Annotated in this window: 12 protein-coding genes; 7 read left to right on the top strand and 5 right to left on the bottom strand. The window is 75.8% G+C overall.

Features of this window, described 5'->3' with window-relative positions:
- The first annotated feature begins 60 nt into the window (after positions 1–60).
- On the top strand, positions 61–933 hold the full coding sequence (locus tag ACH5AR_RS25435) for a transglutaminase family protein (protein WP_396303811.1): 873 nt from the start codon (positions 61–63) through the stop codon (positions 931–933).
- Between the two features lie 6 nt (positions 934–939).
- Here the strand turns inward: ACH5AR_RS25435 and ACH5AR_RS25430 are convergent, their stop codons facing one another.
- Positions 940–1,569, bottom strand: a complete 630-nt coding sequence (locus tag ACH5AR_RS25430) for a response regulator (protein ID WP_396303810.1) — start codon at positions 1,567–1,569, stop codon at positions 940–942.
- A 280-nt stretch (positions 1,570–1,849) separates the two neighbouring features.
- Between ACH5AR_RS25430 and ACH5AR_RS25425 the strand changes: the two genes are divergently transcribed.
- The gene (locus ACH5AR_RS25425; protein WP_396303809.1) at positions 1,850–2,341 is read left to right on the top strand and encodes a GNAT family N-acetyltransferase; all 492 of its coding nucleotides are present in this window, start codon (positions 1,850–1,852) and stop codon (positions 2,339–2,341) included.
- Between the two features lie 166 nt (positions 2,342–2,507).
- Positions 2,508–2,795, top strand: a complete 288-nt coding sequence (locus ACH5AR_RS25420) for a hypothetical protein (protein ID WP_396303808.1) — start codon at positions 2,508–2,510, stop codon at positions 2,793–2,795.
- A gap of 40 nt (positions 2,796–2,835) precedes the next feature.
- Here the strand turns inward: ACH5AR_RS25420 and ACH5AR_RS25415 are convergent, their stop codons facing one another.
- From ACH5AR_RS25415 to ACH5AR_RS25400, 4 genes are all read right to left on the bottom strand, one after another.
- The gene (locus tag ACH5AR_RS25415) at positions 2,836–4,098 is read right to left on the bottom strand and encodes a sensor histidine kinase (RefSeq protein WP_396303807.1); all 1,263 of its coding nucleotides are present in this window, start codon (positions 4,096–4,098) and stop codon (positions 2,836–2,838) included.
- Positions 4,099–4,106: 8 nt separating this feature from the next.
- On the bottom strand, positions 4,107–4,829 hold the full coding sequence (locus tag ACH5AR_RS25410) for an ABC transporter permease (RefSeq protein WP_396303806.1): 723 nt from the start codon (positions 4,827–4,829) through the stop codon (positions 4,107–4,109).
- Positions 4,826–5,794: an ABC transporter ATP-binding protein gene (locus ACH5AR_RS25405; RefSeq protein WP_396303805.1), complete on the bottom strand. Its 969-nt coding sequence runs from the start codon at positions 5,792–5,794 to the stop codon at positions 4,826–4,828. The genes ACH5AR_RS25410 and ACH5AR_RS25405 overlap by 4 nt, the downstream gene beginning before the upstream one ends.
- Positions 5,795–5,971: 177 nt before the next feature.
- On the bottom strand, positions 5,972–8,125 hold the full coding sequence (locus tag ACH5AR_RS25400; RefSeq protein WP_396303804.1) for an alpha/beta fold hydrolase: 2,154 nt from the start codon (positions 8,123–8,125) through the stop codon (positions 5,972–5,974).
- Between the two features lie 313 nt (positions 8,126–8,438).
- Between ACH5AR_RS25400 and ACH5AR_RS25395 the strand changes: the two genes are divergently transcribed.
- The 4 genes from ACH5AR_RS25395 (at position 8,439) to ACH5AR_RS25380 (ending at position 12,698) form a co-directional block, all read left to right on the top strand.
- Positions 8,439–8,633, top strand: coding sequence for a DUF2304 family protein (locus ACH5AR_RS25395; RefSeq protein ID WP_049658010.1), 195 nt, complete (start codon positions 8,439–8,441; stop codon positions 8,631–8,633).
- Positions 8,634–8,696: 63 nt separating this feature from the next.
- Positions 8,697–9,605, top strand: a complete 909-nt coding sequence (mshB, locus tag ACH5AR_RS25390) for an N-acetyl-1-D-myo-inositol-2-amino-2-deoxy-alpha-D-glucopyranoside deacetylase (RefSeq protein ID WP_396303803.1) — start codon at positions 8,697–8,699, stop codon at positions 9,603–9,605.
- The gene (locus ACH5AR_RS25385) at positions 9,602–10,060 is read left to right on the top strand and encodes a DUF6113 family protein (protein ID WP_396303802.1); all 459 of its coding nucleotides are present in this window, start codon (positions 9,602–9,604) and stop codon (positions 10,058–10,060) included. Before mshB ends, ACH5AR_RS25385 begins: the two co-directional genes overlap by 4 nt.
- 244 nt (positions 10,061–10,304) lie before the next feature.
- Positions 10,305–12,698, top strand: a complete 2,394-nt coding sequence (locus tag ACH5AR_RS25380) for a hypothetical protein (protein ID WP_396303801.1) — start codon at positions 10,305–10,307, stop codon at positions 12,696–12,698.
- Positions 12,699–12,823 lie beyond the last annotated feature (125 nt).

Raw genomic sequence — 12,823 nt, 5'->3', positions numbered from 1 at the left:
CCCGCCCGCACCCCGCCCGCCGCCTTGTCCGTCCGCCGTACGAAAGCCGTCGCCGTCACCGTGACCGAGCAGAGCAGAGACCGCTTCCGGACCGCCGCCCGCGCCGAGCAGCCCGACCCGGTGCTGCTGTGCCTGCTCGCCGCCGCCGAGCACGGCATGCTGCCCGGCCCGGGCGACCCCGGCGAACCGCCGGGCGTGGACGCGCTGCTCGCCGCCTGCGAGGCCGCGTTGGAGCGGCACGCGGCGGCCGTCCGGCTGGCCGTCGCCGAACGGGCGCCCACCGGGCCGGAGGAGACCGCCGCCCTGCTGGCCGCGGTGCTCGGCGGGCGGGAGCGCTTCCACGGGCGGCAGTCGGACTACCGGCGCCTGGAGTCCTCGCTGCTGCCCGAGGTGCTGCGGCGCCGGCGCGGGCTGCCGATCACCCTCTCCCTGGTGTGGATGGCGGTCGGCCGGCGGGCCGGGCTGACCGTCCACGGCGTCGCCCTGCCGGGCCACTTCATCGTCGCGGTGGGCGGCCCGGCGGGCGGCGAGGAGTACGTCCTGGCCGACCCGTTCCACGGCGGGCGGCTGCTCGATCCGGAGGACGTCCGGCAGCTGGTGGCCGCCGCCGGGGCGGAGTTCGACCCGGCCCTGCTCACCCCGGCCCAGCCGCTGGACATCGTGCTGCGGGTGCTCGGCAACATCCGGGTCTGGGCCGCCGACCGCCCCGAGCACGCGCGCACCCAGCTCTGGGCCACCGAACTCGCCCTGCTGCTGCCCCGGCACCCGGCCCAGCTGCGCCTGGAACGGGCCGAACTCCTCGTCCGCATGGGCGACTTCCTCGGCGGCTCGGCCGAGATGGACGCCTACGCGCAGATCCTGGACGCCTTCGACCCGGACACCGCCGCCAAGGTCCGGCAGGAGGCCCGGGCGGCCCGGCACCGGCTCAACTGACCCCGGTCAGAGCCAGCCCTTCTCCCGGGCGATCCGCACCGCCTCGGTGCGGTTGCGGGCCTCGGTCTTCTGGATCGCCATCGACAGGTAGTTGCGCACCGTCCCCTCGGACAGGTGCAGCCGCCGGGCGATGTCCGCGTTCACCGCGCCGTCGGCCGCCGCGCCCAGCACGTCCCGCTCGCGCGCGGTCAGCGGGTTGGCGCCCTCCGCCAGCGCCGCGGCGGCCAGCGCCGGGTCGATCACCCGCTCGCCGCGCAGCACCCGGCGGATCGCCTCCGCCAGCTCGGCGGCCGGCGCGTCCTTCACCAGGAAGGCGTCCGCCCCCGACTCCATCGCCCGGCGCAGGTAGCCGGGCCGCCCGAAGGTCGTCGCGATGACCACCCTGGTGCCCGGCGCCCGGCCGCGCAGCTCGGCGGCCGCCTCGATGCCGGTCATCCCCGGCATCTCGATGTCCAGCACGGCGACCTGCACGTCGTTCGCGAGCACCGCCGCCACCACCTCGTCCCCGCGGCCGACCTGCGCGACGACGTCGATGTCCCCCTCCAGCCCGAGCAGCGCGGCCAGCGCCTCCCGGACCATCCCCTGGTCCTCGGCGAGCAGCACGCGGATCGGGGCCCCGTTGTCAGTGTCGTTCATGGCCACGACCCTAGGGCGTGTCTGACAATTGGCGTCGGACCAGGGCGCGGCGTCGGGGTGCGTGCATCGCAAGGCGGAGGAGGGAGCCACTGCGGAGCATTGGCGACCGACGACAACGCGGCGAGGTGCGTGCCCCGACGCCGCGCACCCGGCGAGAATTGTCAGACACGCCCTAGCTAGGGCGTGTCCGGTCCCCCGCGGGGCCGACGCCGCTGCTCCGGCGGCCGCACCGCCGCCGAATCCCGTGGCCCGCCGGGCCCCTGCGGGCCAGACTGGCCCGGTGCTGACCCTGGAACTCCTGCGCCCCGACCACGCCGACGCCCTGCTGGCCTTCGAACGCGCCAACCGCGCGTATTTCGCCCGCAGCATCCCGGACCGCGGCGACGCCTACTTCGCCGCCTTCGCGGACCGCCACGCCGCCCTCCTCGCCGAACAGGCCGAGGGCACTTGCCGGTTCCACGTCGTCCGCGACGCGGCCGGCGAGCTGGTCGGCCGCGTCAACCTGGTCGACCTCGCCGACGGCGGAGCCGAACTCGGCTACCGCGTCGCCGAGTCGGCCGCCGGCCGCGGCGTCGCCACCGCCGCCGTCGCCGAGGTCTGCCGGCTCGCCGCCACCGGCTACGGCCTGAGCTTCCTCACCGCCGTCACCACCGCCGACAACTCCGCCTCACAGGCCGTCCTGGCCCGCAGCGGCTTCGGGTTCCGCTACGGGTTCCTCCTCGATGGCCGCCCCGCCCTCGCCTACCGCCGCGAGCTGGCCGGCCTCGGCTGAACCGCCCGCCCCGACGGCTGCCCCGGCGGCCCGGCGGGGTGCGGTGGGCGCCGGCCGGCCCGGCTCCCGCTTCCGCTCCGGCTACGCCGGGAGCCGGCGGCGGGCGGCGGGCGGCTTCCAGGCTGTCGGCGACGCCGGTGTCGAAGGCGAGGGAGGCCCCGGGAGCGTGGCACCGCACCAGGTTGACGACGAGTTCGAAGAGGAGCAGCGCGGCCTCGGGCTTGCGGATGCCGCCGCCGATGACGACGACGTCCCACGCCCGCTCGGCCAGAGCCGCCACGACGGCCTGCTCGGCGGTGCCGTCGGGGGCGACCAGCGCCGTCGAGGCCTCGATGCCGTGCTCGGCGAAGCGGACGAGTTCGACGTCCAGGACGGCCCGGACGGCATCCCCGCCCATCCCGGGGACGGCGTACGGATCGAAGCCGATGACGAGAACGGTAGGCACGCCCGGTAGGACGTCGGGGCCGCGTGTCCGGATTCCCCGCGGCGGCCCGTCAGTGCGGCTTCGTCACGGGCGCGGACGCGGCCGCGGACGCCGCCCGCAGCGGCACCGAGGCCCGCAGCCGGAAGCCCTTCCCGCGCTCCCCCGGCCCGGTCTCCAGCCGTCCGCCGACCAGCGCCAACCGCTCCTCCAGCCCGGACAGGCCGTTGCCCGGCTGGGACTTGCCCGGCCCGCGCCCGTCGTCGGTCACCTCCAGGACGGCGTAGCGCTCGCCGCTCGCCTCCCAGCTCTCGTCCGCCGTGACCGTGCAGACGGTGGCGCCCTCGCCGTGCCGGACGACGTTGGTCACGGCCTCGCGCAGCGCCCAGGCCAGCGCGCCCGTCTCCTCGACGGCCAGCGACGGCCAGGCGTCCGCCAGGTCGGGCGCGGCCTCCAGCCGGACCTGTGCGGTGGCCAGCGCGGTACGGGCGGCGGCGAGTTCGACCGGCAGGGTCGGCCGCCGGAAGCCCGTCACCGCCTCCCGGACGTCGATCAGCGACTGCCGGGCGACCTGCTCGATGTCGGCGACCTGCGCCCGCGCCGCCTCGTCCTTGCCGGCGTCCATGAACCGCCCGGCCAGCTCGCTCTTCAGGGTGATCAGCGACAGCGAGTGCCCGAGCAGGTCGTGCAGGTCCCGGGCCAGCCGCAGCCGCTCCTCGGAGGCGGCCAGGTGGGCGACCGCGGCCCTGGCCTCGCGCAGTTCCTTCATGGTGGCGACCAGCCGTTGCAGACCGGTCATGGCGGCGCCGGAGAGGAAGGCGCTGAGCGCGAAGGTGGAGACGTTGTCGCTGCCGGCGCCGATGCCCACCCCGACCGCGGCGGTGAGCACCGCCATGGCGACCAGCGCGCGCAGCGCGTACCGGGCCGGCGTGATGATCGCGAGGCACACCGAGGCGTAGATGAACAGCGTCAGGAAGGCGGGGCCGAGGACGACGGCGGCGGCGACGGCCAGCACGACCATCGTCGCGACGATCGCCACGCAGGCCCGCGGCCGCATCCCGGCCTGCGAGCGGAAGACCACCAGCAGCACGTAGGCGACCACGAACCCGGCCAGGCAGCACCAGCCGAGCACCGTCCCGGCCGTGTCGTGGCCGCCGCGCAGCAGGTCGCCCGCCGGGTAGGCCAGGTACAGCATCCACAGCAGCATCCAGGCGACCTTGACCAGCAGTTGCCGCCTGCTCTCCACCGGCGAGCCGGGCACGTTCATGAAGGACGCGCGCGCCACGCCCACCTCCGGCGGTTCGTCGGGGCGGTGGGCCTGGCGCGCGTCGTTCATGCCGGTCATCATGCCTGGCGGGTGTCGCGGCGGTACAGCGCCGCCGCGGCGGCGGCGAACACCACCAGGAAGCCGGCCAGCCCGGCGACCGCGACGGTGTCCAGGGAGTGCCCGGGCTGGGTGAAGGTGGCGAGCTTGTTGTACAGGTACACCGGGTTGAACCGGGCGAACTTCTCCAGCGAGCCGCTCACCGGGAACCAGGTGCCGCCGAGCAGCGCCATCGCCATGTAGGTGATCATCACGATCGGCTGCACCGCGTCCGGCTGCGCCGCGTACCCGAGCGCCACCCCGAGCGCGGCGAAGACGAAGCTGCCCAGCCAGAGCGCGGCCGCCAGCCCGATCCACTGCGCCGCGCCCAGCGAGACGCCCTGGCTCGCGCCGACCGCGAAGACCACCAGGATCGCCGGCAGCGTGGTGACGGCGGTCGCCGCGATCTTGCCGACGGTGTACGCCCGGCCGGGCAGCGCGGTCAGCCGCAGCTGGCGCACCCAGCCGCTCTTGCGCTCCAGCGAGATCCGCTGCGCGCTGCCGGTCAGCACCGCGCCGACGGCGCCGAAGGTGGCCATCGAGACCATGAAGTAGGTCTTCACCGGCAGGCCGCCGGCCAGCTGGGTGGAGCCGTAGGCGTTGATGAAGAAGAAGTACATCAGCGCCGGGTAGGCGATGGTGAAGAGCAGGTAGCGCCGGTTGCGCAGGGTCCGCAGGACCTCCAGCCTGATCAGGGTTGTCATCGCATGCTCTCCTTCTCGGCCTTCTCGGTGTCCTCGGTGTCGTCCGCGCGGTCCAGCTCGCCGGTGATGGTCAGGAAGGCCTGCTCCAGGCCCACGCCGGCCACCTCCAGCCCCCGCGGGTAGAGCCCGGCCCGGTAGATCCCGGCCGTGGTGGCGTCGGCGTCCGCGGTGCGGATCCGTACCGTCCGCACCCCCGGGACCCTCGCCGTGACGTCCAGCGACTGCACGCCGGGCAGGGCCCGCAGCACGGACTCCTCCGTCCGGCCGTCCGCCTCGTGCAGCTCGAAGGCGATCCGGCGGGCGCCGGCCCGGGCCTTGATCTCCGCCGAGCTGCCGTCGGCGATCAGCCGGCCGCGGTGCAGCACCAGGACGCGGTCGGCGATCGAGTCCGCCTCCTCCAGGTAGTGGGTGGCGAACAGCACCGTGCGCCCGGCATCGGCCTGGGCCCGCATGCTCGCCCAGAACGACTGCCGCACGCTGACGTCCATGCCGGTGGTGGGCTCGTCCAGCACGATCAGGTCGTTGTCGCCGGCGACGGCCAGGGCGAAGCGGACCCGCTGCTCCTGGCCGCCGGACAGCTTGTCGACCCGCCGCTCCGCCAGCTCGGTGATCCCGGCGTCGGTCAGCACCCCCGTGACCGACCGGCCGCGCGGGTGCACGTCGCAGGCGAGCCGCACCAGCTCGCGCACCTTGACGTCGCTCATCAGCCCGCCGCTCTGCAGCATCGCGCCGACCCGGCCGGCCGCGATGGCCGCCCGAGGGGTGCCGCCGAACAGCGTCACGCTGCCCTGGTCGGGCTCGCGCAGGCCGAGCAGCAGGTCCAGACTGGTGGACTTCCCGGCGCCGTTCGGCCCGAGCAGGGCGACGGTCTCGCCCGGCCTGAGCACCAGGTCCAGTCCGTCCACGGCACGCACCCGCCCGTAGCTCTTGCCCACGCCGCGGAAGGCGGCCACCTCGGTCCCCATCGCCCCGCTCCTCTCCCCTGCCGGTTTCGCGTGCTGTCCGCACCACCTCAGAGTCCCGCGCGGGCGGGTGGCGGCGGCAGTGTCCGCCGTCGTGCCTTCGGCATGACGGATGTCATGACGGCGGCCGGTACCCCCGTCACGGGGGCACCGGCCGCGAAACCGCCGGTCGGCGGGGTGTCAGAGGCCCAGCGAGCGCTTCACGAAGTCGACCTGGAGCAGCAGCAGGTTCTCCGCGACCTCCTCCTGCGGGGTCATGTGGGTGACGCCGGACAGCGGCAGCACGGTGTGCGGGCGCCCGGCGGCGAGCAGCGCCGAGGACAGCCGCAGGGAGTGCGCGGCCACCACGTTGTCGTCCGCCAGCCCGTGGATGACCATCAGCGGGCGCTCCAGCCCGGCCGCGTACCCGCCCAGCGAGTTGGCGGCGTACACCTCGGGCCGCTCGGCCGGGTCGCCCAGGTAGCGCTCGGTGTAGTGGGTGTCGTACAGCTCCCAGTCGGTCACCGGTGCCCCGGCCACCGCCGCGTGGAAGACGTCCGGACGGCGCAGCACCGCGAGCGCGGAGAGGTAGCCGCCGTACGACCAGCCGCGGACGGCGACCCGGTCGAGGTCCAGCGGGAACTCCCCGGCCAGCGCCCGCAGCGCCTCCACCTGGTCGTCCAGGGTGGCCCCGGCGAAGTCGAAGGCGATGGCCTTCTCCCAGGCCGGCCCGCGCCCGGGGGTGCCGCGCCCGTCGGCGACGATCACGGCGAAGCCCTGGTCGGCGAACCACTGCGACTGGAGGTGCGGGTTGTGCGCCTGGTAGACGCGCTGGCCGCCGGGGCCGCCGTACGGGTCCATCAGGACGGGCAGCAGGCCGTCCCGCTCGCGGTCGTAGCCGGTGGGCAGGAGGACGGCGGTCGGGATGCGGCGCTCGCCGGCGAAGCGGAAGACCGGGCGGGCGGTGATCACCGGGGTCTCGGCGTACGAGGCGATGGTGGCGACCTCGTCGACGGCCAGGCCCTCGGGCAGGTCGCGGGCGACGTCGACCAGGGTGCCGGGCAGGTCGGGCTCGGCGGTGGCCCGGACGGTGATCCCGCCGCCGTGCACCGCGCTGGTGACGGAGGTGAACGGGCGTCCGTTGGCGGACTCCCAGGCCAGCCGGGTGCCGTCGTGGCTGATCCGGCCGACGCCGATCCAGCCGGGCTCGGGGTCGGCCTCCGCGGCGCCGCCGGCCGCGCTGAAGAAGACCTCCCGCTCGGTGACCGCGACGACCGAGCGGACGTGCAGGTCGGCCCCGGTCACGGTGCGCTCGCCGATCACCAGCGCCCGCACGCCGCCCTCGTCCGAGATCCGGACCAGCTTGCCGTCCGGGGTCCAGGCCGGCGCTCCCGCGAACAGCTCCAGCCAGGCGCCGTCCTCCTCCTCGTGCAGCACCTCGGTGGCGCCGGTGGCCGGGTCCAGGCCGAGGATCCGCTGGCGGCGCTGGTCGCGGCTCTGGACCTGGAGCAGCGGGACGCCGCCCTTGGACCAGTGCACCCGGCCCAGGTACGGGTAGGCCTCGCGGTCCCAGACCACCTCGGTGCGCCCGCCGTGCAGGTCGAGCAGCCAGAGCCCGACCTCGGCGTTGGCGGTGCCGGCCGCCGGGTAGGCGATCTCGGCGGGCTCGCGGTCCGGGTTCGCCGGGTCGGCGATCCACCAGCGGCGCACCGGGCTGTCGTCGGCGCGCTCGACCAGCAGCCGGTCGCCCTCGGGGGACCACCAGAAGCCGCGGTCGCGGTCCATCTCCTCCTGCGCGATGAACTCGGCCTGGCCCCAGGTGACGTTCGGGCCGTCCGGCTCGGCGAGGACGCGGTCGCCGCTGCCGTCGGTGCGGGTCAGCCGCAGTTCGCCGGCGGTGTTGGCGTACGCGACGTGGCTGCCGTCCGGGGACGGCCGGGGGTCCAGCAGCGGCCCCTCGGCGGGGAGTTCGGCGGTGGCACCGGTGGCCAGGTCGGCGGTGAACAGACGGCCGGAGAGGGCGAAGGCGGCCAGCTTCCCGGCCGCGTCCAGGGCGTAGCCGACGATGCCGGCCGAGCCCTCGCGGCTGCGCTCGCGGCGGGCCTTCTCGGCCGGCGACAGGTCCTCCTCGCCGCCGCCGAGCAGGGCGGCCGGGTCGGCGGCGACCCGCTCCTCGCCGGTCGCGGTGTCGAGGGTCCAGAGCAGGTTGGCCCGGTCGCGGCCCGAGCGGGAGCGGAGGAAGACGACCCGCGAGCCGTCGGGTGCGACGGAGAAGGAGCGGGGGGCGCCGACGGTGTAGCGCAGGGTCCGCGCGTACTGCCGGGGGAAGGTTTCGGCAGAGGTGTGGGAGCTCATGGCACCAGACCCTACGACGCCGGACCACCACCCCCTGGCGCACGCTGATCACTCGTTCGGAGCATCGTCGCCAAGTACGCCCCAAAGAGGCCCAAACCGCCTCCGACCGGCCCATGCGCCCCTCGGATGCCGCGGTACCCCGGCGCACGTGGACTCACCGTGGGTAATGACACCCTTACCCATCGGGTATGACTGGACGCGCGGGCGACCGTCCGGCCCCGTCCCGGACCGCGGCCGTCCGCAGCCCCCAGTCCCGACCGTCCCCCGCCGCCCTCCCCGGAGGCGGCGTGCCCGAGAAGGGGTGTGAGCCGACATGGCCATGAACATCTCCGCCGCCGTGCTGATGCTGGTCATCGTGGTGATCCTGATCCGCCGGTCCGGCCTGAAGCTGGCGCACGCGATCGTCTGCGCGCTGCTCGGTTTCTACCTGGCCTCCAGCTCGATCGCCCCGTCGATCAGCCAGGTCACCAGCAACCTCGCCGGCATGATCAACGGCCTGCGGCTCTGACCCCGTCGCAGCGGCGAGAGGGCCTACGGGGCGCGTCCGAGGACAGGGCCTAGGCTTCCTCCCATGACCGCGACTACCGGCCGCCGCCTCCTCCTGGTGCACGCCCACCCCGACGACGAATCGATCGGCAACGGCGCCACCATGGCCCGGTACGCCGCCGAGGGCGCCCGGGTCACGCTGGTGACCTGCACCCTCGGCGAGGGCGGCGAGGTGATCCCCCCCGAGCTGGCCCACCTGACGGCCGACCGGGACGACACCCTCGGCGCGCACCGGATCGGCGAGCTGACGGAGGCGATGCGCGCCCTCGGCGTGAGCGACTTCCGCTTCCTCGGCGGCCCGGGGCGCTACCGCGACTCCGGGATGATGGGCGTCGCCGAGAACGACGCGCCCGGCTGCTTCTGGCGGGCGGACGTGGACGAGGCGGCCGACCACCTGGTCGCGGTGGTCCGCGAGGTGCGCCCGCAGGTGCTGGTCACGTACGACCCGGACGGCGGCTACGGGCACCCGGACCACATCCAGGCGCACCGGGTCGCGATGCGCGCGTACGAGCTGGCGGCCGACCCGGCGCACCGGCCGGAGCTGGGCCCGGCCTGGCGGGTCGCCAAGGTGTACTGGAACCGGATGCCCCGCTCGGTGATCGAGGCCGGGCTCGCCGAGGCCGCCGCCGAGGCGTCCTTCCCGGGCGTCGCGAAGCCCGCCGACATCCCCGGCGTGGTCGACGACGAGGTGGTCACCACCGTGCTGGACGGGGCCGCGTACGCGGCGCGCAAGGCCGCCGCGATGAGCGCCCACGCCACCCAGATCACCGTGGACGGCGCCTTCTTCGCGCTGTCCAACGACCTCGCCCAGCCGCTGTTCGCCACCGAGTACTACCAGTTGGTGCGCGGCCAGGCCGGGCCGGTCGCACCGGAGGACGACCTGTTCGCCGGCCTGCCGTCCGACGCCGCGCACGCCGAGGAGGGCGTCCGATGAGCAAGCCCGCCGCCCGGCCGCCGCGCCGCCCGCTCGCCGCCGCCGTCCTCGGCACCCGCGAGGAGCGGCTGGCCGAGCCCCAGCCACCGCGCGCCGCCCGGATCGTCGCCTACGTCCTGCTCTTCGTGCTGGGCGTCGCGGTGTCGGTCTGCGGATCCTTTGTGCAGGCCCTGTGGCCGCCGGTGGGGGTCCTGTTGGCGCTCGCCGCGACGGCCGGCACCTTCTACGGCGGCCTGCGGGTCACCGGCACCCGGCTCGGCGCGGGCGTGCCCGCGGCCGGCTGGTTCCTGGCGATGCTGCTGCTGATCGTGCCCCGGCCCGAGGGCGACAACGTGCTGTGGTCCAACGCCACCTCGCTGGCCTGGCTGTTCGCCGGCTCGGTGCTGGGCGTGATCTGTGCCACCCTGCCCACCCGGGCCGGCTGGTTCCCCGGGGTGCCCGGCCCCCCGCGCTGACCCCGGTCGTGCACGGCGTACCGTACCGCGTACGACGCGCAGTCAGGAGCGTACGGCCTTACTCTCATACCGGAGGAACCGGACGTATCAGGATTAGTCCGAAGCCGTTCGCCGCTCAGTTCTTCCCAGTATGGTGGTCCCGCAGAACGCCGTACCCGACCGCCGCCCGCCCCAGTCAAGGCCCGGCGACCACGAACCGCGGTCGCGCCGCACGGCCCGCCCGCGAACCCGGAGCAGAGCAGCATTGAGCAGCCGCGAATCTGACAACGCCCACCCGACGCCCCGGCGCACGGGTCCGGACGCCTACCCGTCGGGCACTCCGCCCTACGGCACACCGGCCGGGCTCCCCGGCGGCGACCGGGCCGACGCGGGACCGGGCGCCGCGTCGGGCGGCGAGGACGACGGTCCGAAGACCGAGACCACCCTGACCACCCGGGTCCGGATCAACATCCCCGGCTCGCGCCCGATCCCGCCGGTCGTCGTCCGCAGCACCGTCAAGAACGAGGACGGCCCGGGCGATGACGCCCCGGCCGCCGCCGACCCGGGTGCCCCGCGGCACCGCTCCGCACCGGCCTCGCCCGTGCTCGGGGTGATGGAGGACGGCGGCCGCCAGGCCTCCCCCCCGAAGCTGCCGCCGGAGTGGCAGATCCCGCCGATCCCGCCGGCCACCTCCGAGTCGGAGTCCACCGGCGCCTGGTTCCGGCCGCGCCAGAAGAAGGCCCCGGTCGCCGAGCCCGCCCCGGCCGCCGTGCCCGCCGGTGCCGTCGGCGCGCCGCAGGCCCAGGCCGCGCCGGGCACCGCCGCCGAGCCGCGCCCGCAGGCCGCCCGCCCGGCCCAGGACCGGGCCCCCCGCGCCGCCGGTGCCCCGAACGGCCGTCCGGTGCCCGCACAGGGCGAGCGCCCGGCCGCGCCCGCCGAGCCGTTCCACGCCGAGGCCCCGGCGGAGGAGCCCGGCGTGTACGAGGCCGCCGCCCCCTTCGCACCGGCCGCCGACCCGTTCGCGCCGGTCACCGACCCGTTCGGCACCTCCGTCCCCGACACCGGCGCGCCCGGCGCCCGGGGCGGCCTGCCCCGGCGCGGCGGCGGGCAGCAGAACGGCCCTCGGCGCGATGACCTGACGGACGGCGGGCAGCGGCCCGGCCCGCAGAACGGCTTCCAGCCGAACGGCCACCCGGTGCCCGGACCGCAGCCGGCCGCCGGGGCGAACCCGGAGGACACCTCGGTCGACGGCTTCGCGCCGATCCGGGACACCACCCCGCCGCCCGCCGCGATACCCGGCCTGCCGGTGAACGGCGCGCCGCACGCCGCCGACGGCCGCCCGCAGCCGGGCCTGTTCGCCTCGGCCCCGACCGGCAACGACCCGTTCGCCGCCCAGCGCCCGGGCGCCCCCGGCCAGGACGTCCCGGCGGGCCCCGCCGCCCTCTTCCCCGGGGCGCCCGGCACGGCCCCGCAGCCGGGCGACCCGGAGGCCACCGCGCTCACCCCGCTGCCGGCCCCGGCCCCCGGCCCGGGGCCCGAGGCCGGCCCGGACCCCCAGGGCGGCAAGGCCGGCAAGGGGGGCAAGGGCGGCGGCAAGGGCCCCCGGAACGCCAAGGGCGACAAGGCCGCCCCGGCCCCCGCGGCCCCCCCGGCCCCCGCCCCGGCGAAGGCCGAGCCCGCCGCCCCCGCCAAGGCCAAGCGCGGCGGCGCCGGCAAGAAGCTGGTCAAGCTGGGCGTCTACGGCGTCGCCGCGGTGCTGTTCCTCGGCGCCGCCGCCTACGGCACCGGGCTGATGCTCAACCAGTCCGACGTCCCCAAGGGCACCGTGGTGCTCGGCGCCGAGATCGGCGGCAGCAGCCGCGACCAGGCGATCCACCAGCTGGACGAGTCGGTCGGCAAGGTCGGCCAGCAGCCGCTCAAGCTGAAGATCGGCGACCAGACCGTGGACCTCGACCCGACGGTCGCCGGGCTGAGCTTCGACACCACCGCCACCGTGGACGGCCTGGCCCAGCACAGCTACAACCCGGTCGACGTCATCAAGTCGCTCAAGGGCGGCACCAAGGCCGTCGCCCCCGAGGTGCGGATCGACAAGGCCAAGCTCCGCGCCGCCCTGGACGGCCTCGCGGCCGGCTCCGGCCAGGGCCTCCAGGAGGGCTACGTCAAGTTCGGCGACGTCAACGGCGAGCCGATCGTCGTGCCCGGCCGGGCCGGCCAGGCGGTGGAGTCGGCGAGCGCCATGGAGGCGATCGCACAGGCCTACCGCGACCGCGCCGACGGCAAGCCCGACCAGCCGATCGCCCTGTCCGTCACGGCCGCCCAGCCGAAGGTCTCCACCCAGGCCCTCCAGGCCGCCGCCGACAGTCTCGGCAAGCAGGTGGCCTCCGGCAAGGTGCACGTCGTGGCCGGCGCCAAGACCTGGGACTTCGGCCCGAAGACCGCCGCCAAGGCGCTCACCCTCGCCCCGGACGCCTCCGGCAAGATCGTGCCCAAGTGGGACATCGACGCGCTCACCGCCCAGCTGGGCACCGCGTTCGACAAGGTGAAGGTCAAGAAGAACGGCCAGGTCGCCACGGTCACCCCGCAGGACGTCGCGGACGGCGTCACCTCGGTGTTCGACAAGACCGGCGACAAGGAACGTACCTTCAAGTTCACGGTCTGACCGGGCGGTCGGCCCCGGGGGGGGGGGGGGGGCCGCCCGGCCGCCCCCCCCCCCCCCCCCCCGGGGGGGGGCGCCCCCCCCCCCCCCCCCCCCCCCCCCCCCCCCCCCCCCCCCCCCCCCCCCCG

Origin of the sequence: Kitasatospora sp. NPDC018619 (genome assembly GCF_044391605.1) — a bacterium.
Lineage (GTDB): Bacteria > Actinomycetota > Actinomycetes > Streptomycetales > Streptomycetaceae > Kitasatospora.
This window is presented reverse-complemented; position numbering and strand designations above follow the sequence as displayed.

What these genes read in the sequence shown, in the direction of transcription:
- ACH5AR_RS25430 (WP_396303810.1), bottom strand. Translation starts at nt 1,569, where the DNA reads ATGAACGACACTGACAACGGGGCCCCGATCCGCGTGCTGCTCGCCGAG.
- ACH5AR_RS25415 (WP_396303807.1), bottom strand. Translation starts at nt 4,098, where the DNA reads ATGAACGACGCGCGCCAGGCCCACCGCCCCGACGAACCGCCGGAGGTG.
- ACH5AR_RS25410 (WP_396303806.1), bottom strand. Translation starts at nt 4,829, where the DNA reads ATGACAACCCTGATCAGGCTGGAGGTCCTGCGGACCCTGCGCAACCGG.
- ACH5AR_RS25405 (WP_396303805.1), bottom strand. Translation starts at nt 5,794, where the DNA reads ATGGGGACCGAGGTGGCCGCCTTCCGCGGCGTGGGCAAGAGCTACGGG.
- ACH5AR_RS25400 (WP_396303804.1), bottom strand. Translation starts at nt 8,125, where the DNA reads ATGAGCTCCCACACCTCTGCCGAAACCTTCCCCCGGCAGTACGCGCGG.
- ACH5AR_RS25395 (WP_049658010.1), top strand. Translation starts at nt 8,439, where the DNA reads ATGGCCATGAACATCTCCGCCGCCGTGCTGATGCTGGTCATCGTGGTG.
- mshB (WP_396303803.1), top strand. Translation starts at nt 8,697, where the DNA reads ATGACCGCGACTACCGGCCGCCGCCTCCTCCTGGTGCACGCCCACCCC.
- ACH5AR_RS25385 (WP_396303802.1), top strand. Translation starts at nt 9,602, where the DNA reads ATGAGCAAGCCCGCCGCCCGGCCGCCGCGCCGCCCGCTCGCCGCCGCC.